This window comes from Mangrovicoccus sp. HB161399 (genome assembly GCF_013184745.1).
In the GTDB taxonomy this organism is placed as follows: domain Bacteria; phylum Pseudomonadota; class Alphaproteobacteria; order Rhodobacterales; family Rhodobacteraceae; genus Mangrovicoccus.
The window spans coordinates 1-20,435 of the sequence record NZ_JAATVU010000018.1 but is presented as its reverse complement, the minus strand read 5'-3'; the positions used below and the strand labels follow the sequence as shown (position 1 = coordinate 20,435).

Sequence of the window (20,435 nt, the reverse complement as noted above, 5' to 3'; positions counted from 1 at the left end):
GTTCCGTTTCCCTGTCGGTTATGCGTTGAAGTCCATGACGGCTTCGAGGAAGCCTTCGAGATCGTCCCAGGGGATCATGTGCCCGGCCTCCTCGACGATGCATTGCTGCATCTTCGGCGCAAGCGCGGCGATCTCCTCCTGGTCGGCCTGCTCGACCACGGTGGCGCCGCCGGCGATCACCAGCCGCGCCGGCTTTTCGATCTTCGGCAGGTCCTGGTGGATGTCGTCGGTGTGGAAGCCGTCGAAGGCGATGCGGATCGCGCCCCAGTCGCAGGTATGCAGCCATTCGGCGCGCAGCGCGACCTGCTCGTCGGTCCAGGTCGGGCAGAAGCCCTTCATCTCGTCGAAGCTGATGGCGCGCTTCGACATCATGATGCTGTCGCCGTACCACGGCCATTTCGACGGATAGGCACGGCGGTTGGGGCCGGAGACCGGCGGATCGACCAGGATGTAGCCTGCGAAGGGCGCGGCATTGCGGGCATTGGCGCGGATCGCGATGCGGGCGCCCATCGAATGGCCCATCAGGATCGGGCTGTCCATCTGCTCTGCGATGGCGATTGCGTCATCGGCCATGGCGTCGAGCGTGTAGTCGATGTCGCCCGCCTCGGACAGGCCGCGGCCGCGCACGTCGAGCACATGCACCTCGAATTTCTCCGCCAGCCGTTCGGCGACGAAGCCCCAGGTGATCGCAGGCGAGGTGATGCCCGGGACCAGCAGCATCTGCGGCGCGCCCTCGGGCCCGTCGTGGCGGATCAGGTGCTGGCGGATGCCGTTCGCGCGGATGTTGTAGCCAAAGCCCATGTCGGCTCCTCTTTCGTCTTGGCGGCCGGGCAGCGATGCCCGGCCCGGGTTATGTGTTCGCGGCCGCTCAGTAGGCGCCCGACAGAAGCGCGCCGCCGCCCGGCACGCGGGTCGGCAGGTCCAGCGCCTTGAGCATCGACCAGGTCGTGGCCACGGCGGCGGTCAGCACCGGCTTGCCGGACTGCGCCTCGACCGTGGTCACGGCAGGCAGCGACGGCATCTGCACGCAGGCGGACAGGACGATCACGTCGGCTTCGTCCGTGTCCATTCCTGCCACGATTCCCGGCAGGTTCATCGGGTCATGCGCAGCGACGTCCAGGTTGTTCTGGATTTCCAGCGCGCGGTAGTCGACGACCTCGAAGCCCTCGTTTCGGATGTAGTCGACGACCATCTCGGTCAGCGGCTTCATGTAGGGGGCGACGACGGCGATCTTCTTCGCGCCCATCGCCTGCAGTCCTTCGACCAGCGCGCCGGCAGAGGTGATGACCTCGGCGGGCATGTCGTTGCCGCGGGTCACCTGGCCCAGCCGCTCGGCCGACTTGCGGTGGTAGCCATGGCCCATCGACATGATCGCGACGAGGCAGGCATAGCCCATCACGTCAACGCCGGCATCGGACAGTTCCAGCGCGCAGCGGTCGCTGTCGGCATCCATCCTGGCCAGCTCTTCCTTGGTGACGTGCTTCATCCGCATCCGCGAGGAATGGAAGGTGAAGCGCTCGGGCGCCACCATCTCGCGGGCGCGCAGCAGCGCCGGGATCTCGGTCTCCATGGTGATGTTGGAGCTCGGCACGATCTGGCCGATGCGATAGGTCTTCATCTGGTCACCTTCCTCTGGGATACCTAACTTTATTATTCATTCGATGAATAATGAAAAAATTGGGTGTGTACAAACAATATTGGCGAAAAGATGAATTTTGGAGGCTTCTTGAGGCGGATGCCTAAATTGCGGGCGCCAGAAGGCCGGCAGACAGGAAGCGGACCAGCTGTTCCAGCATGTCGTCCGGGGGAATCTCGCGGATCTGGCCCTCGCTGAGATCGGCGAGTCGGCCCAGATCGTTCAGCATGAAAAGGTAGGCGCCGACCAGGAAGGCCATGCGCGTCGCCACCAGGTCGCGCGGGATCGCGGGCAATAGGCCGGACAGCGCGTCGATGTAGCGTTTCAGCGAGGGATCGTAGACTTCGCGGCGCAGGTCCAGCGCATGGGCCTCGGGCTCTGCATGGACGCGGGCCTGCAGCGCGATGAAGGCGGCACCGCCCGGTCCGGACTGCTTCATTTCCCATTGCGGGCGCAGGTAGGCGCGGACCAGCGTTTCCACCGTGGGCTCCGCTTCGGCCAGGGCGCGGTCCAGCAGCACGTGGCGCCGCCCCGAGATCATCCCGCCGCGGCGGCGGAAGACCGCGTCGAACAGGTCCTGCTTGGAGCCGAAGTAGTAGCGCAGAAGCGCCTGGTTCACCCCGGCGCGGGTGGCGATGTCGCGCAGCGAGGCACCGGCGAAACCGGCGGCGGCAAAGCAGAACTCGGCCTGGTCCAGGATCGCGTCCCGCGCGTCGGGCTGGTCCGTCCCGGCTTTCGGGCGGCCGGGCTTGCGGCGGGGCTCCTGCTTCTGGCTCATGGCGGTCCTTTCCGTCGGGATCGCCTCTTCAACCATGCCCGCCCGGCGCGGGGCAAGGTCCCGGCCGGATTATTTCGTCAGGTGATGAATAAAATTCACCGCCCCGGGGGGGCGGCGCTCAGCTGATCCGGCGCAGCAGGGCCAGCAGCGTCGCGGCATCCTCCGCCGAAAGCGGCGCCAGCGTATCCGCGGTGATCTGCTTCATCGTCGGCAGGGTCTCGGCCAGCAGCTTGCGGCCTTCCGGCGTGGTGCGCAGCATGTAGCGGCGCTTGTCGACCAGGTCGCGCTCGGTCTCGACCAGGCCGCGCGCCTGCAGCCGGGAAATCACCCCCTTGGTGGTCGCGGCGTCCATCGCCACGAGCCGCCCCAGCGCGTTCTGCGAGATCGGCCCGGGTTCCGTCGCCAGCCGGTAGAGCGTGGAGAACTGCATTGAAGTCAGCCCGCCGGGATTGTGCTCGGAAAAGATCGTCATGTGCCGCTGATAGGCCTTTCGCAGGGCGAACCCCACCTGCTCGTCGAGCTTGTAGTCGGAGTCTTCTTCCAGCGGCGCCATTGGCTGTCTTCCTTCTTCGCGGACCCGGCCATTCCAGTCTTGCGCGGGATTCGGAGCTTCGGGATGGCATCCTTTCGCGCCATGCGGCAACAGGAAATCGCGGGGCAGGCCATAATGCCCAATTGCGTTGCAAAATGCACATTTAATAAGCACAATTTGCGGCATTCCATCCCGGAAACCGGATTTGAGGCGGTCTGGCCTGCAAGAATGTTTGTGTACATCCAAAATGCCGGGCAAGAAATCCGGACAGACCCGAAAGGAGCGCATGTGTCCCCGCTTTCCCTCTCATTCACGCTGAACGGCCGCCCGGTCACGGCCGGCATCGACCGCCACCGGCTGTTTCTCGACCTTCTGCGCGGCGAGCTGGGGCTCAAGGGGCCGAAATACGGCTGCGGGATGGCGCAGTGCGGCGCCTGCTCGGTGCTGGTCGACGGCCTGCCCGCGCGGGCCTGCGTGCTGCGCGCGGCGCGGCTCGAGGGGCGCGAGGTGGTGACGCTGGAGGGGCTGGCGCAGGGCGGCAATCTGCACCCGGTGCAGCAGGCCTTCGTCGATAAGCAGGCGGCGCAATGCGGCTACTGCCTGAACGGCATGGTGATTTCGGCAGTGGCGCTCCTGCGCGCCAATCCGCGGCCCAGCCGCGACGAGATCCGCGAGGGAATGCGCGACAACCTGTGCCGCTGCGGCACGCACCAGGAAATTATCGAGGCGGTCGAACATGCTGCCGGGCTGCTGGCCGCGGCGGGGGAGCAAGCGCATGTCTGAGACCGGCCTGATTTCCGTCTTCGAGGACCGTCCCGAAGGCCGCTTCACCCATGTGCAGATCGATGCCGGCGGGAATGCCACCGGCTTCAACGGCCATGTCGATCTGGGCACCGGGGTCGAGACCGCGCTGGCCCAGATCGTCGCCGAGGAGCTGGACCTGCCGATGGCGCGGGTCTCCATGGTGCTCGGCGACACGGCGCGCACCCCGGACCAGGGCGCGACCATCGCGTCCGAGACCATCCAGATCGCGGCGATCCCGCTGCGCAAGGCGGCGGCGCAGCTGCGCCACTACCTGGCGGGCGAGGGCGCGCGGCGCCTCAACGCGCCGATGGACGGGGTCGAAAGCCGCGACGGCGAGATCTTCTGGAAGGACACGCAGGTCACCTATGCCGCGCTGGCCGCGGGCAAGGACGTGGCGATGCGGCTCGACGAAGACATGCCGGTCAAGGATCCGAAGGACTACCGGATCGTCGGCACGCCCGCGGGCCGGGTCGACCTGCCGTCGAAGGTCACCGGCGATTTCTCCTACATCCAGGATCTGGAAGTCGCGGACATGGTCCACGGCCATGTCGTCCGCCCGCCCTATGCCGGGCGCGACAGCGGCGATTTCATCGGCCGGTCGCTGATTTCCTTCGACGAGGCCGCCGTCTCGTGCATGCCCGGCTTCCTCGCCGTGGTGCGCGAGGGCGATTTCCTCGCCGTGGTGGCCGAGACCGCGCACCAGGCGCAGCGCATTGCCGAGGCGCTCCCTGCGAACTGGCGGATGCCGCCGCCCGCGCCGGACCTGTCGGATCTGAAGCACGCGATCAAGGCGGCCCCCTCGACGCCGCGCGCGCTGGACCGCTCGGGCGATTTCGGCCGCGCGATCGGCGAATGCGGCATCCGGCTCGACCGCACCTATGTCTGGCCCTACCACCTGCACGGCTCGATCGGCCCGTCCTGCGCCATCGCCGACTGGAACGGCGGCCAGCCGGTCGTCTGGTGCGGCACGCAGAACCCGCACATGCTGCGCGGCGACCTTGCCACCCTCGCCGGGCTGGAGCCGGAGGCGATCGAGATCCGCCGCCTGCAGGCGGCGGGCTGCTACGGCCGCAACTGCGCCGACGATGTCTGCGGCGACGCGCTGATCCTGGCCCGCGCCATGGGCCGCCCGGTCCGGGTGCAGCTGACCCGCGCCCAGGAAACGCTGTGGGAGCCCAAGGGTGCCGCGCAGCTGATGGAGGTCTCGGGCGGGATCGCCGGGGCAGGGGATCTGCATGCCTATGCGCTCGACACCTGGTACCCGTCGAACCGCGGCCCGAACCTGTCGCTCCTGCTCACCGGGCGGATCTCGCCCGAGCCGCGCGACTCCGACATGGGCGACCGCACCACGGTGCCGCCCTACCGCGTGCCCAACAAGAAGATCACCGTCCACGACATGGCGCCGATGGTGCGCGCCGCCTGGATGCGCGGCGTCTCGGCCCTGCCCAACACCTTCGCGCATGAGAGCTTCATGGACGAGCTGGCGCACGAGGCGGGCGAGGATCCGGTCTCCTTCCGGCTGCGACATCTCGACGATCCCCGCGCCGCCGACTTGGTGCGCCGCACCGCCGCAGAGGCGGGCTGGGAAGAGCGCACCGGCCCGCGCTTCCGCCGCGAGGGCCGGATGGCCTATGGCCAGGGCTTCGCCTACGCGACCTATGTCCACGGCACCTTCCCCGGCAAGGCGGCGGCCGCCGCCGCCTGGGTCTGCGACGTGACGGTGGACACGGTGACCGGCGAGGTGACGCTGACCCGCGTCTTCGTCGGCCAGGACCAGGGGCTGGTGATCAATCCCGACGGCGTGCGCGCGCAGATCCACGGCAACGTGATGCAGACCGCCAGCCGCACCCTGCACGAGGAGGTCAGCTTCGAGGCGATAGCCCCCGCGCCGCAGAGCTGGGCCAACTACCCGATCCAGACCTTCGACAAGCTGCCCGAGATCCGCACCATGCTGGTCGAGCGCCCCGACGAGCCCGCGCTCGGCGTCGGCGAAAGCGCGGCGGTTCCGGCGGCGGCGGCGATTGCCAACGCGATCTTCGACGCGACCGGCGTGCGGCTGCGCGAGGCGCCCTTCACCCCCGGCAAGGTCCGCGCCGCACTGGCCGAGGCCGCAGGCACGCCTGCCGCGCTGGCGCCTCCGGCCGCCGCGCCGAAAAAGCGCAAGCGGCTTCTCGGCGTCGCGGGCGGGCTGGCCGGCATGCTGACGCTCGGCGCCGTCGGGATCCCGATGGCCCGCTCGATCCCGCCGCAGCCTGCGCCCGCCGCCTCGACCTTCTCGGCCGAGACGATCGAGCGCGGCCGCCAGGTATTCGCCGCAGGCGATTGCGCGGTCTGCCACACGGCGGAAGGGGGCATCGCGAATGCCGGCGGGCGGGCGATGGAGACGCCCTTTGGCACGGTCTACACGACCAACCTGACGCCGGACCCCGAGACCGGGCTGGGCCTGTGGTCCTTCGCGGCCTTCGACCGGGCGATGCGCAAGGGGATCTCGCGCGAGGGCCACAACCTCTACCCGGCCTTCCCCTACACCGCCTTCGCCAAGATCGACGGCCAGGACATGCAGGCGCTCTATGCCTACCTGCAGACGCTGGAGCCGGTGACGGCGGCGACCCCGAAATCCGAGATGCTGGCCCCGGTGAACCTGCGCCCGGTCAACGCCGTCTGGAACACGCTCTTCCACGACTCCGCCCCCTTCGCGCCCGACCCGGCGCAATCGGCGGAATGGAACCGCGGCAAGTACCTGGTCGAGGGGGCGGGGCACTGCTCCGCCTGCCACAGCCCGAGAAACCTGCTGGGCGCCGAGGCGACCGGGGCGAAGGCGCTGTCCGGGGCGGTCATCGACGGCTGGTACGCCCCGGCGCTGGCCGGAACCGCGATGGCGGCGCGCGGCTGGGACGAGGACGGGCTCTACGCCTATCTGCGCGAGGGCCATGCGCCCGGCATGGCCAGCGCCGCCGGCCCGATGGGCGAGGTGGTCGACAGCCTGACCGCGCTGCCCGATGCGGATATCCGCGCGATGGCAGTCTATCTGGCCGGGCTCGCTGCGCCGGACGTGGCGCCCGCGGCGGTGCCCGGGCAGGCGGAGCTGCTGCCTGATGCCTCCTCGCGGCTCTTCCGGTCGGCCTGTTCGAGCTGCCACGAGCCGGGCCTGGCCGATGCGTTCACGGCGGCGCAGGTCTCCCTGTCGCGCTCCGCCGCGATCCGCGCGCCTTCGGCCGAGGGGCTGAAAACCGTGATCCGCGACGGAATCGAGGCGCCGCTCTCGCTGCCGCTGCGCGACATGCCGGGCTTCGGCGGCGAGCTGTCCGAGGCGCAGATCGACGAGCTGGCCCATTACCTGCGCGCCCGCTACGCGCCGGATCTGCCGGCATGGCAGGGCGCTCCGGCTCGCCCCTGACGCCCGGCGATTCCCGTCGGCCCGACGCCCCGGACGGCCTGGCTGTCCGGGGCGCGGCCTTTCCGGGTCTCCCTCAAAATCATTAGTATAAAAACGATTATTTTGCGGGCAGACTTGCCCGGTTTTTCTCCGGCTCCGGAGAAAACGCCGGAAAAACGGCAAAACGGCCTCAAAAATGATGCAGGTCAAATGTTGTTAGTGTACAAACAAAAAGTCAGAGGACTTCAGGAAGGACTGTAAACATGGCATCGGTGGAAGAAATCGACATCGCGGTCGTCGGGGCTGGCCTTGGCGGGGCGGCGGCTGCTGCGCTGCTGGCGGAGGCTGGGTTCTCGGTGCACAGCTTCGAGCAGGCGCCGGAATTCACCCGGCTGGGGGCGGGCATCCATATCGGCCCCAACGTCATGAAGATCTTCCGCAAGCTCGGCCTGGAAGACACCCTGGCCAGGATCGGCTCGCACCCCTCGCACTGGTTCTCGCGCGACGGCAACACCGGCGAATACCTGTCGGAAATCCCGCTCGGCGACTATGCGCTGAAGGAATACGGCGCGCCCTACATCACCATCCACCGCGGCGACATGCATGCGGTGCAGATCGGCGCGCTGGACAGCCGCCGGGTGCATTTCGGCCACCGGCTGAGCGACATCGAGGAACGCGGCAGCGACGTGCTGCTGAGCTTCGGCAACGGCAGACAGGTCTCGGCGAAGCTGGTGATCGGCGCCGACGGCATCAATTCGATGATCCGCGAGAAGCTCCTTGGGGCGGAGCGCCCGCGCTTCTCCGGCTGGGTCGGGCACCGTGCGCTGGTCAACATGGACAAGCTGCGCGCCACCGGGCTGGAGCACGAGCGCTGCGTGAAATGGTGGTGGGAGCAGTCGCGCCACATCATGGCCTACGCGACCAAGAACGACGGGTCGGAATACTACTACGTCACCGGCGTGCCAGTCGACAGCTGGGAGCACGAGGCCGGCTTCGTCGACAGTTCGCGCGAGGAGATGGAGGCGATCTTCGGCGGCTCGCATCCGATGGTGCAGGCGCTGATCGACGCGACGGAGGAGGTCACGAAATGGCCGTTCTGGAACCGCGACCCGATGGGGCTGTGGTCGCGCGGGCGGCTGGTGATGATCGGCGACGCCTGCCATCCGATGCGGCCGCACATGGCGCAGGGCGCCTGCATGGCGATCGAGGATGCGGCGGTTCTGGCGCGCTGCCTGTCGGAGACCGGCATGGCGGACTACGCCGCGGCCTTCGGCATGTACGAGCGCACCCGCAAGGAGCGCGCGACGAAGGTGCAGTCGATCTCCAACGCCAACACCTGGCTCAAGGAGCCCGAGGACCCGGCATGGGTCTATGCCTACAACCCGGTGACGGCAGACCTCGCCTGATGCATCGGCCGGGCCCGGCGGGAGGTTCAGCCCGCCGGACCCGGCTCCAACCAACAAGACGACAGGGAAACGCAATGACCCGCAAGACAGCCCTGGTGCTGATGGCACTGCTCATCTTGGCATGCTACGCCGTGCCCTATCTTCTCATCGGACAGGTGGCCGCCTGGTACGGCAGCTTCCTCTTCTGGACGCTCGCCGGCGTCGCCGTGATCATTCTCAACGCAGTGGCCATGGCCGGCTACGGAAAGGACGGGGAATGACCGCCTCGCTCGTGATCTGGGGGATCGTCATCTACATCCTCCTCTCCTGCATCGTTGCCTACCTGTCGCGCGGCGGCTCGGACAAGGCGACCTCGTCGATGTCCGAATACTTCCTTGGCGGCCGCGGCATGGGCGGCATCCTTTCGGCGCTGTCCTATTCCGCCACCACCTATTCGGCCTTCATGATGGTCGGGCTCGCGGGCCTCACCTACAAGGGCGGCGTCGGCGCGCTCGGCTTCGAGATCGTCTATTTCGCCGGCGTCTCGCTGGTCGCGATCTTCGGGCCGCGCTTCTGGAAGGCGGGCAAGCGCTACGGCTATGTCACCCCCTCCGAGATGCTGGGCCACCGCTACGGCTCGCGCTGGGTCGCGGTCGCGGCCGGGATCACCAGCCTGGTGTTCCTGATCCCCTATTCCGCCGTGCAGCTCTCGGGCGTCGGCTACCTGCTGTCGGGCATGACCGGCGGGGCGATCTCCTTCTCCGCGGGCATCATCGTGGCGACCGTGCTGGCGATCTTCTTCTCCTACGTGGCGGGCATCCGCTCGGTCATGTGGACCGACAGCCTGCAGGCGCTGGTGATGATCGTGGCCTCCGTGCTGGTCGGCGTGCTGGTCGTGTCGGAACTGGGCGGCTTCACCGGAATGTTCGGCACCATCGCCGAGACCCGTCCCGAGATGCTGCAGGTCCCCGGACCGGGGCTGTTCAGCTTCACCACCTTCCTGGGCCTGACCCTGCCCTGGTTCTTCTTCTCGATCTCCAACCCGCAGGTCAGCCAGCGGCTGTTCATGCCGGCCTCGCTCGGCGCGCTGAAGCGCATGCTGCTGATCTTCCTGTGCTTCGGCCTGGTCTACACGGTGGTGTCCGTCACCTGGGGCTTCTCGGCGCTGGTCGCCTTCCCCGAGCTGGAACGCCCGGATCTCGCCACCGCGACGCTGCTGTCCTCGGACTACGTGCCGCCGGTTCTGGGCGTGATCGTGATGGTCGGCATCCTGGCCGCCGCGGTCTCCACCATCGACTCGATCCTGCTGACGCTCAGCTCGATCTTTGCCCGCGACGTCTACGGCAACCTGGCCCAGGGCACCGATGACGCGCACCAGCTGAAGATCGGCAAGCTCGTGATCCCGGTGATCTCGCTCCTGGCGCTGGTCTTCGCGGCGATGGAGTTCTCGATGATCGCCATCCTCTCGGTCGCCGCCTCCGCGGGCCTGATCGTCGCCGTCCCCGCCACCATCGGCGCCTTCTTCTGGAAGCGCGGCACGGCGGCAGGCGCGCTGGTCTCGATCGTCGGCGGCGTGGCCTTCGTGCTGTGGATGTACATCACCGGCAACAAGCCCTTCGGCCTGAGCGCCGGGATCCTGGGCCTGCCGGTCTCGGCCATCCTCTTCGTCGCCGTCAGCCTGGTGACCCGTCCGGCCTCCGCCGCGGTGACCGACGGCTTCCTCGACGGCGAGGAAGCGCCCTCCGGCGCGGTCCCGGCCCCGGCCGAGTGATCCCCGCGGCCCGGGTGCCGCTCCCGCGCCCGTGGCCCGGCAAGCCCCGCCATCGCAGGATGGCGGGGCTTTTGCGTTCCGCGCCATCCTGCGCCGGAGATGCAGGAAATGGCGGCGAAACATGCGGTGCCGCTCCGGCTTGCGCGAAAACCGGGCAGCGCGGCAAAATTCACTTCCGCAACCCGGTTTGCGGAAAGAAGCCGACAATTTTCCGAAAATTGTTGTTGTACACCCAAACAAGCCCGCCGCGCCAAGACGGCGGCATCCAGCCAACAGCGGAGCGAACATGAGCAAAGAGTTTTTCGGCGGCAGGGGCGTCACGCGCCGCCGCCTGCTGCAGGGGATCACGTCCGGTGGCGCGGTGCTTGCTGCGCCGGGGCTGATCCGCGGGGCGCAGGCCCAGGCGGGCGACGCGATCCGTCTCGGCGCGCCCTTCCACCGCACCGGCATCGGCGCCTCCTACGGCCGCTGGTACGAGCGCACCGCCATGGCGGCGCTGAAGGTGATCAACGACCAGGGCGGCATCAACGGCCTGCCGGTCGAGATCATCGTCGAGGATGACGGCACCGATCCCAAGCGCGGCGTCGAGGTGATGGAGAAATTCGCGGCCGAGTACAAGGTCGACGCGGTGTTCGGCCATCTCTTCTCCCATGTCGTCGCCGCCACCGCGCCGCGCGCGGGCGAGCTGAAGATGCCCTACTTCCTCTGCTCGGAGGCGCATACCCTCGCCTCGGGCGCGTTCAACCGCTACTGCTTCCAGCCCTCGATCACCGACGTGAAATCCCAGGTCAGCTCGATGGCGCCGTGGATTGCCTCCAATCTCGGCAAGAAGGTCACGCTGATCTATCCGGATTTCAACTTCGGCTACGACCACCGGGACAACATGACGGCGGCGATCCAGGCCCAGGGCGGGCAGGTCGTGGCGGATATCGCCATCCCGCCGACCGAAACCTCCTTCACCCGCTACATGCCGCGCATCCCGTTCAACACCGACGTGATCTACCATGTCATGGTCGGGCCGGCCGTGCTGACCTTCGTCAAGGAACTGGGCGAGCATCTCGGCTCGAAGCGGCCCGAGATCTTCGGCTTCATCGACAGCCTCGAAGCCGTCGACATGGACATCCCGCAGCTCGAATTCCTCGAAGGCACCTATTTCTGGGAGGCCATGCCGCGCTATGCGCAGGCCGACCAGAGCGCGGCCGACAGGGATTTCCGCGCGGCCGTCGGCGTGGACGGAAACGGCGCCTCGCTGAGCGATCCCAAGGACGTGGCGACCTATGCGCACATGTTCTCGGTCTGGGAAACCCTCTTTGCCATCAAGCAGGCGATGGAAATGGCCGATTACCGCGGCCCCGGCCAGAAGATCGCGATGATGGAGGCGATGGAGTCGATCGCAGGCTTCCGGGAAGGCACCGAGTTCCCGCAGGGCGACAAGCTCTTCAACGGCAAGACCCACCAGGCCTTCGGCCACCAGAACATCTCCCAGGTGACCGATGGCCGGCTGGAGGTCGTGCACCGGACCTCGATCGAGGACACGCTCTATCCCGACGAGTGCGACTACACGCAGATGTCCTTCTGACCCCGCTCCTGCGGACCCGCCGCCGGCGGGTCCGCACTTCCGGATACCCGAACCGTTCCCGGTGACAGGCGCCCTGCCTGATGCCGCCGGGAGGAGATTGCCCGATGGATCTCGCTCCATATCTGCTGCTTGCCGGGCTCGAGGGCCTGGTCCAGGCCTCGGTGCTGATGCTGACCGCGCTGGGGCTGAGCCTCGTCTTCGGCGTCATGCGCGTGGTCAATGTCGCCCATGGCGAATTCTACATGCTGGGCGCGCTGATCGCCTGGGCCTGCGGGGCCTATATCCCCGGCCCGCCGGTGCTGGGCTTCGTCGCCGGGCTCCTCGTCGCGCCGCTGGCCGTGGGCGCGCTGGCCTGGGCGGCGGACCGTGCCGTGCTCCAGAAGATCGGCTACAACCCCGAAGGCACGATCGTCTCGACCATCGGCATGCTCTACATCCTCCAGCAGGGGGCGCTGCTGACCTTCGGGCCGGATGCGCGCGCGGTGGATGCGCCGTTCTACTACACGATCCGCACGCCGTGGTTCGGCTATTCGAGCTACAAGCTCTTCACCGTCGCCGTCGCCATCCTGCTGGTGGCCGGGCTGTGGCTGCTGATGCGCAAGTCGAAGGTCGGGCTGCTGATGCGGGCGACCCAGTTCGACCGCGAGACCGCGCTGAATTTCGGCATCCCGGTCGGCAAGGTCTATTCCGCGGTCTTCGCCATCGGCGCGATGATGGCCGCCGTCGCGGGCGTGCTCGTGGTGCCGAACCAGCAGGCGCATTACCTGATGGGCACCGACCCGCTGCTGCTGAGCTTCGTCGTGGTGATCGTCGGCGGGCTGGGCTCGATCCCGGGCACCATCGCCGCTGCCGTGCTGATCGGGCTCTCCGACGGGCTGCTGTCGGTGTTCTTCTCGCCGACCCTGGCCAAGATCGTCTCGACGCTGCTGGTGGCGCTGGTCCTCATCTTCAGGCCCGAGGGGCTCTTCACCGTGAAAGGCAGGCGCGCATGACCCCCGTTCCTCCCCGTGCCCGGCCCGGACCCGGCCGCATGATCCATAACGGACGGCTCTTCGCGCTGATCCTCGCCACGATCGCGGTGCTCTTCGCGCTCCAGTTCGCGCTCTCGGACTATCTGGTGCTCGCCGCGACGCGGATCCTGATCATGGCGGTCTTCGCCATGGGCTACAACATGCTGATGGGCTATGCGGGCCTCCTGAGCCTCGGCCATGCGATGTTCTTCGGCGCCGGGCTCTATGCGGCGGGGCTGTCGAGCTACTACTGGGGCAGCTCGCTGCCGGTCTCCTTCCTGATCGGCATCCTCGCCTCGGCCGCCTTCTCCTTCGTCATCGGGCTGCTGGCGCTGCGCACCACCGGCGTGTCCTTCATGATCGTGACGCTGATGTTCGCCCAGGCGGCGTACCTCGCGACGCTCTACTTCTCGCGGATCACCGGCGGCGACCAGGGGCTGACCCTGCCCACCGATGCGCGGTCCTTCTCGCTCCTGGGCCACCAGATGGACATGACCTCCGATCCGGTGCGCTTCAACCTGGCGCTGGCGATCTTCGCGCTGGTGCTGGTCTTCATGTTCTTCGTCACCCAGGGGCCTCTGGGCCGGCTCTTCGCCGCGGTGCGCGAGAACGAGCCGCGGACCCGGATGCTGGGCTTCGACACCTACCGGGTGCGGCTTGCGGCCTTCACCATCTCCGGCACGGTCTCGGGATTGGCGGGGGCGCTCTACGGGCTGGTCTTCGGCTATATCGGCTCGGCCTTCGCGGGGTTCCACTATTCGATCGAGGCGCTCCTGTTCACGCTGGTCGGCGGGCCGGGCACGCTTCTGGGGCCGCTTCTGGGCACCACGGTGATGACCATGCTGATCGACCGGCTCTCGGGGCTGACCACCGCCTATCTGATGATCGTCGGCGTCATCCTGATCCTCGTCAACCGCTGGTTCCCGAAGGGCATTCTCGGCACGATCCGCGAAAGGGCGCTGCCATGGCTGAAGTGACGCTCCTGGAAACCCGCGGGCTCTGCCGCCAGTTCGACGCGCTCAAGGCGGTGGACGAGGTGGATTTCCGGCTCCGCGAAGGCGAGATCCGCGCCATCATCGGGCCGAACGGCGCGGGCAAGTCGACCTTCGTCAGCCTGCTGTCGGGGCGCATCCCGCCCTCCGCGGGCCAGGTGATCTTTGCCGGGCAGGACGTGTCGCGGCTCCCGGCGCACCGGCGGGTGCGGCTCGGCATCGCCTATACCTTCCAGATCACCAATATCTATCCCAGCCTCACCGTGCTGGAAAATATCGAGATCGCCGCCCAGAGCCGGCTGAAGCCGCATCTCTTCGGCGGCGCGGGCGAGGCGGAGATCCGCGCCGCGGCCACCGAGGCGGCGGAGGCGGTCGGGCTGGGCGCGCGGCTCGCATCGGTGGCGGGCGCGCTGGCCTACGGGCACCAGCGGCTGCTCGAAGTGGCGATGGGCCTGGCACTGAAGCCGCGGCTCCTGATCCTCGACGAGCCGACCCAGGGGCTGTCCGATGGCGAGATCGCCAATTTCATCGAGGTGGTGCGCCGGGTGAACCGCGAGGCGACCGTGCTGGTGATCGAGCACAACATGGACGTGGTCCTGGCGCTGGCCGACCGCATCACCGTGCTGGAGCGCGGCCGGCTCCTGGCCGAGGGCACGCCGGAGGAGATCACCGCCAATGCCGCGGTGCAGGCGGCCTATCTGGGAGAACCGGCATGACGAAGCTGCAGGTCGAAGGGCTCTCGGCCTTCTACGGCCAGAGCCAGGCGCTCCGCGGGCTCACGCTGGAGCTGTCGGGGGGCGAGGTGCTGTGCCTGCTGGGGCGCAACGGCGCGGGCAAGACCACGGCGCTCAAGGCGATCATGGGCACGGTCCCGCCCTCTTCGGGGCGGCTGGTGCTCGACGGGCGCGAGCTGACCGGGCTGCCGCCGCAGGAGATCCCGCGCGCGGGCATCGGCTACGTGCCGCAGGGCCGGCGGCTCTTCACCGAGCTGACGGTCTGGGAGAACCTGGAGATCGGGCTGATGACGCGGAAGACCGGCCGCGAGGCGCTCGAGCATGCGCTCGAGCTGTTCCCGGTGCTGCGCGAGCGGATGCAGCAGCGCTCCGGCACGCTCTCGGGGGGCGAGCAGACCATGCTCGCCATGGCGCGCGCGATGTGCCTCAACCCGTCGGTGATCATGCTCGACGAGCCGACCGAAGGGCTGATGCCCTCGGCCATCGCCGGCATCCGCGAAGCGGTGATCCGGCTGCGCAGCGAGGGCGTGGCGATCCTTCTCGTCGAGCAGCGCGTCGATGCCGTGCTGCCTGTGGCCGACCGCGTGGCCTTCATGGACCATGGCGAGATCAAGGCCGAACTGCCGATTGCCGAGGTGCGGGCCAATCCGGACCTTCTCCACCACTACGTGGGCATCGCCGCAAGGCCGGCCCGCCCCGCGACCTGCTGAACAGGAGACCCCCCATGACCAGCTACAGCCCCCTCGACCTCGCCCCCGACCGCGAGACCCCGGCCGAGACGATCCGCGAAAGCTACGACTTCATCGTCGTCGGCGGCGGCACCTCGGGCAGCGTCGTCGCCCGCCGCCTCGCCGAAGACCCCGCCGTCAGCGTCCTGCTGCTCGAGGCCGGCGGTTCGGACCGCGTGCCCCAGGTGATCGACAGCACGCAGTGGATGTGGAACATCGGCACCTCGCGCGACTGGGGCTACAAGGCGGCGCCCTCCGCGACGGTCAACGGCCGCACGCCGGTCCTGCCGATGGGCAAGGTGCTGGGCGGCGGCTCGTCGATCAACGGCTCGGTCTGGGCGCGCGGGCACAGGAACGATTTCGACAACTGGGCGGCGGCCTCGGGCGAAGAGGCCTGGAACTACGAGAACACGCTCGCCATCTACCGCATGATCGAGGACTGGCAGGGGGCGCCGGATCCGCATCGCCGCGGCAAGGGCGGGCTGCTGAACATCCTGCAGCCCGACGATCCGATCCCGCTTGTGGCAGGCCTGATCAAGGGCGCCGAGGCGATCGGCATCCCCTTCGTCGAGGATATCAACGGCGCGCCGATGGAAGGCGAGGGCGGCTGCGGCCTGCCCAACGTGCTGGTGCAGGACGGCAACCAGCGGGTCTCGATGTCGGCGACCTACCTGCATCCCTACATGGGCCGGGCGAACCTGCATATCCTGCTCTGCGCCGAGACCGCGCGGATCGAGATCGAGGGCGGCCGCGCCACCGGGGTGAGCTTCGTGCGCCGCGGGCGGCAGTACACCGTGCACGCGTCGTCGGAGGTCATCGTCTCGTCGGGGGCGATCAACACGCCGAAGCTGATGATGCTGTCAGGGATCGGCGATGCGGCGCAGCTTGCCGCCCATGGCATCGCCGTCAAGCAGCACCTGCCGGGCGTCGGCAGGAACTTCCAGGACCATATCCTGCTGGCGGGCTGCTGCTGGGAATATATCGTGCCCGAGGCGCCGCGGAACAACGCCGCGGAATTCGTCTTCTACGCCAAGAGCCGCGCCGACCTGCCGACGCCGGATCTGATGCCGGTGCTGGAGGAATGCCCCTTCGGCTCGGAGGTGACGGGGCCGCAATACGGGCTGCCGTCCTCGCCCGACAGCGCCTGGACGCTGGCGCCCGGACTGGCGCGCCCCGACAGCCGCGGCGAGGTGCGGCTCGGGTCCGCCGACTGGCGCGATGCGCCGGTGATCGAGGCGAATTTCCTGTCCGCCCAGACCGATATCGACGCGATGCTGACATGCATCGAGATGTGCCGCGACATCGGCAATTCGGAATTCTGCGCCCCCTACCGGAAGCGCGAGATCATGCCCGGGCCGCTGCCCAAGGCGGAGATGGCGGACTTCCTGCGCAATGCCGCGGGCACCTATTTCCACGAGACCTGCACCTGCAAGATGGGACAGGACGAGATGTCGGTCGTGGACGGGCGCCTCAAGGTCTATGGCATCGAGGGGCTCAGGATCGCCGACGGCTCGATCATGCCCGAAATCACCACCGGCAACACCATGGCGCCCTGCGCGGTGATCGGCGAGCGCGCCTCAGCCTTCCTGCGCGAAGCCCACGGCCTCGCGGCGGAGACCGCGCCGTGACCGGGCCACAATCACATCCCGTCCCGGCACCGGAATCCGGCAGCGCGTGCCGGGGCTGGGGGCGCGAGGAGGGCGCGGCGGCGATCTGCTGCTCCGCTGCCCTCTGACGCGCGGCCGGGGGCGCGGGACAGGCGCCGCGCCCCCGGCAGTTTTCCGCCCGCGTTCCGGGCGTTCCGTAGCAAGTTCCCATGTATCGAAGGACCGACATGACTTTCCGCAGATCCCTCTTCCTTTCCGGCCTCGCCGTCCCGCTTCTCGCTGCCGGGACGGCCTCGGCGCTCGAATGCACGGTGGAGGCGGCCGCCGCTCTCGGCGTGCCCGGCGTGGCCGTGACCGATGCCGTCCCGGCGGAGGACGGCGCCCCGGCCTGCCTCGTGTCGGGAACGGTCGCCACCAGCGGCGGAGATGCGCCCGGCGGGTCCGCCCGGTTCCAGATCCGCCTGCCGCATGACTGGAACGGCCGCTTCGCGATGATCGGCAATGGCGGGCTTGCCGGGAAGGTCGCGGCCTCGGCCAACAAGGCCGACATCGCCTATGCCGGCGAGACCGGCTATGTCACCGCAATGACCGATCTCGGCCATGAGGCCGACAGCGTTCTCGACGCCCGCTTCGCGCTGGCGGAGGACGGCACGCCCGACGAAGCGGCGATCGCCGACTATTACTACCGCGCCAGCCATGTCGTGACGGAAACGGCGAAGGCGATGGCAGAGGCCGCCTATGGCCGCGCGCCGGACCATGCATACCTGACCGGCTGCTCCACCGGCGGGCGGATGGCGCAGGTCGCGGCAACGCGCTACCCGGACGATTTCGACGGGGTGATCTCGGGCGCGCCCTTCATGGACATCTCCTCGATGCTGAAGATCCAGCATTTCCAGATCAACCAGCTGCTGACCGCCGACGCCCAGCTTCTGCCCGCCAAGCTGCCGGCCATCCAGGCCGCGGTCATGGAGGCCTGCGACGCGGCGGACGGCACCGCTGACGGGCTGATCCAGAACCCGGCGGCCTGCTCCTTCGAGCCCGAGGCGCTGATCTGCACCGGAGCCGAAGAGGACAGTTGCCTGACCGCGCCGCAGGCGAGGGCGCTGCGCGCCTACTACACCGCGCTGCATACCGACGACGGCCAGCTGGTCTATCCCGGCTATGCGCCGGTGCTGTTCGACGGCGGCTTCTCGCTGTTCCAGGGCGGGAAGGAAGCGGCGGCGGACATCGCGGCGGCCGAGCCCTGGGGCAATGACGGCTTCGCGCCCGCGCCGCTGGAATGGGCCTTCTCCGACCACATCATCCAGTATCTCGCGAAGCAGGACGCATCGTACGATGTCCGCGATTTCGGCATCTCGCCCGGCGGCACCGTGCCGCGCAGCGCGGTGGAGGAGTTCGTCGCCATGACGGAGGCCGGGAACGGTTCGGATCTCGCCGCCACGCAGGCCTTCCTCGACGCGGGCAAGAAGATGATCCTCTATCACGGCTGGGGCGATCACGCGCTGTCGCCCTTCCGCACCACGCGCTTCGTCGACGACCTGTCGCGGCGCGAGGGCGGCTACGGCGCGCTTGCCGGGAAGGCGCGGCTCTTCATGGTGCCGGGCATGGGCCATTGCAGCGGCGGAGCCGGGCCGGACGTGTTCAACACGCTGGCCGCGCTTGAATCCTGGGTCGAGGACGGCATCGCGCCGGACGCGCTGGCGGCGAAGAAGCTGGATGGCGACGGAGCCGTGACCCGCTCCATGCCGCTCTGCCCCTATCCGGCGCAGGCGGTGCATTCCGGGTCCGGCGATGTCGCGGATGCGGCGAACTGGAGCTGCACTGCCAACCAGGCGCTGCTGAAGATGGGCAGCGTCGGCATCGCCGCCGGGCTGCTGACGGGCGGAGAACCGACGCAGTGAGCGGCGCCGCGGGAGGAGTCCGGCCATGAGGCTCCGTCCCGCGGCCATTGCCGTGCTCGCGGCCGCATGTGCGGCCCGTCCGGCCCCGGCGCACGAGGCCGGAGGCGGCTTCATCCTGCTGATGCCGACCGGGGTCTGGATCACCGGCGCTGCGCTGGCGGTCGCGGCGACCTTCCTGGCGCTGGCGCTGGTGCCCGACCGGGTCTTTGCCCCGCCTGCCCCGGCCCCGCCCGCATCCGCCCGGATCCGCGCGCTGCAGGACGCCAGCTCGCTCCTGTCCTGCGGCGCCGCTGTCTTCCTGCTCTTCGCCGCACTGGCGGGCAAGGATGACCCGCTGGCCAATCCCGCGCCGCTCGCCGTCTGGACGCTCGGCTGGATCCTGATGACCCCGGCCGTGGCCGTCTTCGGCAACCTCTGGCTCTGGGCCAATCCCTGGACCGGGCTCCTGCGGCTGTTCGGGCTCGGCGCGCGTCCGCTGCTGCGGCTGCCGGCATGGCCCGGCATCCTGCCTGCGGTCCTGCAGCTCTGCCATCTGATCTGGATCGACCTGATCTCGCTCCATGCCACCGATCCCGAGCGGCTGTTCCGCCATCTCCTGGCCTATCTGGCGGTGAACGGCGCGGCGATGGCGCTGTTCGGCATCGATGTCTGGAGCCGCCGCGGCGAACCGCTCTCGGTGCTTTTCCGCCTGCTCTCGGCGCTCTCGCCGCTGCGCCCCGGCTCGGGCCGGTGGCTGGTGCTGCCCGGAGCAGAGGCGCTGGTCCGCCCGCCGCTGGGCCGCAGCGAGACCGCCTTCATCGTCATCCTGCTTGCCGCGGGCACTTTCGACGGCATTGCCGCCACCTTCCGCTGGCTGGCGGCGACCGGCATCAACCCGCTGGAATTCCCCGGCCGCTCGGCGGTCATCTGGACGAACACGGCCGGGCTTGCCGCCACGGCGGGGCTGCTCGCGGCGGGCTTTCTCGGCGCGCTGGCGCTCGGGCGCAGGCTTGCCGGGCAGACCGTGCCGCTGGCCGCAATGGCTGCCGCCTCGGCCTGGTCGCTCCTGCCGATCTATGTCGCCTATCTGGTGTCGCATTTCGCGATGCGGATCGTGATGGACCTGCAGTATCTGTGGAAGACCGCCTCCGATCCTCTGGGCCGCGGCTGGGACCTCTTCGGCACGGCCGCCTATTTCCCCAGCCAGTCGCTGTTCGGCACCGAGGCCGGGGTGCATCTGATCTGGAGCTGCCAGGTGGCAGCGATCACCCTGGGGCATGGCGTGGCGGTTCTGATGGCCCATGGCGCGGCGGTGCGGCTGTTCGGCGGCGGGCGCGCGGCGCTCCGCGCGGGGCTGCCGCTGGCGGTGCTGATGGTCGGCTATACCTGGCTCGGCCTCGCGCTTCTGGCAATGCCGCGGATCTGAGCAGCACAACAAACACAGCCCGGATGGCGGGCGGAACGGCAGGAACGGAGAAGGACATGGAGCAGATCGATCAGGTGGAGATCGCGGTCGTCGGGGCGGGGCTCGGCGGGGCGGCGGCGGCGGCGCTCATGACGGAGGCGGGCTTCTCCGTCCATAGCTTCGAGCAGGCCCCCGAATTCACCCGGCTCGGCGCGGGC

18 protein-coding genes are annotated in these 20,435 nt (G+C 68.7%); 14 read left to right on the top strand and 4 right to left on the bottom strand.

All coding sequences use genetic code 11. The annotated features are described in order from the left end of the window. Positions 1–18: 18 nt before the first annotated feature. From HCC78_RS12245 to HCC78_RS12230, 4 genes are all read right to left on the bottom strand, one after another. A complete protein-coding gene (locus HCC78_RS12245) occupies positions 19–801 on the bottom strand; it encodes an alpha/beta fold hydrolase (RefSeq protein ID WP_172329065.1) in 783 nt (260 codons plus the stop codon). 67 nt (positions 802–868) lie between these two features. After that, positions 869–1,570, bottom strand: coding sequence for an Asp/Glu racemase (locus tag HCC78_RS12240; RefSeq protein WP_172329143.1), 702 nt, complete (start codon positions 1,568–1,570; stop codon positions 869–871). A gap of 169 nt (positions 1,571–1,739) precedes the next feature. Then, positions 1,740–2,414, bottom strand: a complete 675-nt coding sequence (locus HCC78_RS12235; RefSeq protein ID WP_216671130.1) for a TetR/AcrR family transcriptional regulator — start codon at positions 2,412–2,414, stop codon at positions 1,740–1,742. 118 nt (positions 2,415–2,532) lie between these two features. After that, on the bottom strand, positions 2,533–2,967 hold the full coding sequence (locus HCC78_RS12230) for a MarR family winged helix-turn-helix transcriptional regulator (protein WP_172329063.1): 435 nt from the start codon (positions 2,965–2,967) through the stop codon (positions 2,533–2,535). Between the two features lie 267 nt (positions 2,968–3,234). On the opposite strand from HCC78_RS12230, the gene HCC78_RS12225 reads away from it, so the two are divergent. The 14 genes from HCC78_RS12225 to HCC78_RS12160 all read left to right on the top strand — a co-directional run. Further along, the gene (locus tag HCC78_RS12225) at positions 3,235–3,729 is read left to right on the top strand and encodes a (2Fe-2S)-binding protein (RefSeq protein ID WP_371743818.1); all 495 of its coding nucleotides are present in this window, start codon (positions 3,235–3,237) and stop codon (positions 3,727–3,729) included. Then, on the top strand, positions 3,722–7,147 hold the full coding sequence (locus HCC78_RS12220) for a molybdopterin cofactor-binding domain-containing protein (RefSeq protein WP_371743817.1): 3,426 nt from the start codon (positions 3,722–3,724) through the stop codon (positions 7,145–7,147). The genes HCC78_RS12225 and HCC78_RS12220 overlap by 8 nt, the downstream gene beginning before the upstream one ends. Positions 7,148–7,389: 242 nt before the next feature. Then, on the top strand, positions 7,390–8,532 hold the full coding sequence (locus tag HCC78_RS12215; protein WP_172329062.1) for an FAD-dependent monooxygenase: 1,143 nt from the start codon (positions 7,390–7,392) through the stop codon (positions 8,530–8,532). 74 nt (positions 8,533–8,606) lie between these two features. Further along, positions 8,607–8,792, top strand: a complete 186-nt coding sequence (locus HCC78_RS12210) for a hypothetical protein (RefSeq protein ID WP_172329061.1) — start codon at positions 8,607–8,609, stop codon at positions 8,790–8,792. Then, positions 8,789–10,282 (top strand): sodium:solute symporter, encoded by a 1,494-nt coding sequence (locus HCC78_RS12205; protein WP_172329060.1) that lies wholly within the window; start codon positions 8,789–8,791, stop codon positions 10,280–10,282. Before HCC78_RS12210 ends, HCC78_RS12205 begins: the two co-directional genes overlap by 4 nt. A 286-nt stretch (positions 10,283–10,568) precedes the next feature. Next, on the top strand, positions 10,569–11,861 hold the full coding sequence (locus HCC78_RS12200) for an ABC transporter substrate-binding protein (RefSeq protein WP_172329059.1): 1,293 nt from the start codon (positions 10,569–10,571) through the stop codon (positions 11,859–11,861). A gap of 104 nt (positions 11,862–11,965) precedes the next feature. Then, entirely contained in the window at positions 11,966–12,853 is an 888-nt protein-coding gene (locus HCC78_RS12195; RefSeq protein WP_172329058.1) for a branched-chain amino acid ABC transporter permease, read from the top strand. A 38-nt stretch (positions 12,854–12,891) separates the two neighbouring features. Next, a complete protein-coding gene (locus HCC78_RS12190) occupies positions 12,892–13,848 on the top strand; it encodes a branched-chain amino acid ABC transporter permease (RefSeq protein WP_172329057.1) in 957 nt (318 codons plus the stop codon). Further along, on the top strand, positions 13,845–14,579 hold the full coding sequence (locus tag HCC78_RS12185) for an ABC transporter ATP-binding protein (protein WP_371743827.1): 735 nt from the start codon (positions 13,845–13,847) through the stop codon (positions 14,577–14,579). Before HCC78_RS12190 ends, HCC78_RS12185 begins: the two co-directional genes overlap by 4 nt. After that, complete coding sequence (locus tag HCC78_RS12180) at positions 14,576–15,307, top strand: ABC transporter ATP-binding protein (protein WP_172329055.1); 732 nt, start codon at positions 14,576–14,578, stop codon at positions 15,305–15,307. The genes HCC78_RS12185 and HCC78_RS12180 overlap by 4 nt, the downstream gene beginning before the upstream one ends. Positions 15,308–15,321: 14 nt before the next feature. Next, the gene (locus HCC78_RS12175) at positions 15,322–16,953 is read left to right on the top strand and encodes a GMC family oxidoreductase (protein ID WP_172329054.1); all 1,632 of its coding nucleotides are present in this window, start codon (positions 15,322–15,324) and stop codon (positions 16,951–16,953) included. 206 nt (positions 16,954–17,159) lie between these two features. Then, positions 17,160–18,833 (top strand): tannase/feruloyl esterase family alpha/beta hydrolase, encoded by a 1,674-nt coding sequence (locus tag HCC78_RS12170; RefSeq protein ID WP_172329053.1) that lies wholly within the window; start codon positions 17,160–17,162, stop codon positions 18,831–18,833. A gap of 25 nt (positions 18,834–18,858) precedes the next feature. Further along, positions 18,859–20,238, top strand: a complete 1,380-nt coding sequence (locus tag HCC78_RS12165; protein WP_172329052.1) for a hypothetical protein — start codon at positions 18,859–18,861, stop codon at positions 20,236–20,238. Positions 20,239–20,261: 23 nt separating this feature from the next. Next, the coding region (locus HCC78_RS12160) for an NAD(P)-binding protein (RefSeq protein WP_371743826.1) at positions 20,262–20,435 on the top strand (174 nt) is incomplete at its 3' end.

What these genes read in the sequence shown, in the direction of transcription:
- HCC78_RS12245 (WP_172329065.1), bottom strand. Translation starts at nt 801, where the DNA reads ATGGGCTTTGGCTACAACATCCGCGCGAACGGCATCCGCCAGCACCTG.
- HCC78_RS12240 (WP_172329143.1), bottom strand. Translation starts at nt 1,570, where the DNA reads ATGGAGACCGAGATCCCGGCGCTGCTGCGCGCCCGCGAGATGGTGGCG.
- HCC78_RS12235 (WP_216671130.1), bottom strand. Translation starts at nt 2,414, where the DNA reads ATGAGCCAGAAGCAGGAGCCCCGCCGCAAGCCCGGCCGCCCGAAAGCC.
- HCC78_RS12230 (WP_172329063.1), bottom strand. Translation starts at nt 2,967, where the DNA reads ATGGCGCCGCTGGAAGAAGACTCCGACTACAAGCTCGACGAGCAGGTG.
- HCC78_RS12220 (WP_371743817.1), top strand. Translation starts at nt 3,722, where the DNA reads ATGTCTGAGACCGGCCTGATTTCCGTCTTCGAGGACCGTCCCGAAGGC.
- HCC78_RS12215 (WP_172329062.1), top strand. Translation starts at nt 7,390, where the DNA reads ATGGCATCGGTGGAAGAAATCGACATCGCGGTCGTCGGGGCTGGCCTT.
- HCC78_RS12210 (WP_172329061.1), top strand. Translation starts at nt 8,607, where the DNA reads ATGACCCGCAAGACAGCCCTGGTGCTGATGGCACTGCTCATCTTGGCA.
- HCC78_RS12205 (WP_172329060.1), top strand. Translation starts at nt 8,789, where the DNA reads ATGACCGCCTCGCTCGTGATCTGGGGGATCGTCATCTACATCCTCCTC.
- HCC78_RS12200 (WP_172329059.1), top strand. Translation starts at nt 10,569, where the DNA reads ATGAGCAAAGAGTTTTTCGGCGGCAGGGGCGTCACGCGCCGCCGCCTG.
- HCC78_RS12195 (WP_172329058.1), top strand. Translation starts at nt 11,966, where the DNA reads ATGGATCTCGCTCCATATCTGCTGCTTGCCGGGCTCGAGGGCCTGGTC.
- HCC78_RS12190 (WP_172329057.1), top strand. Translation starts at nt 12,892, where the DNA reads ATGATCCATAACGGACGGCTCTTCGCGCTGATCCTCGCCACGATCGCG.
- HCC78_RS12180 (WP_172329055.1), top strand. Translation starts at nt 14,576, where the DNA reads ATGACGAAGCTGCAGGTCGAAGGGCTCTCGGCCTTCTACGGCCAGAGC.
- HCC78_RS12175 (WP_172329054.1), top strand. Translation starts at nt 15,322, where the DNA reads ATGACCAGCTACAGCCCCCTCGACCTCGCCCCCGACCGCGAGACCCCG.
- HCC78_RS12170 (WP_172329053.1), top strand. Translation starts at nt 17,160, where the DNA reads ATGACTTTCCGCAGATCCCTCTTCCTTTCCGGCCTCGCCGTCCCGCTT.
- HCC78_RS12165 (WP_172329052.1), top strand. Translation starts at nt 18,859, where the DNA reads ATGAGGCTCCGTCCCGCGGCCATTGCCGTGCTCGCGGCCGCATGTGCG.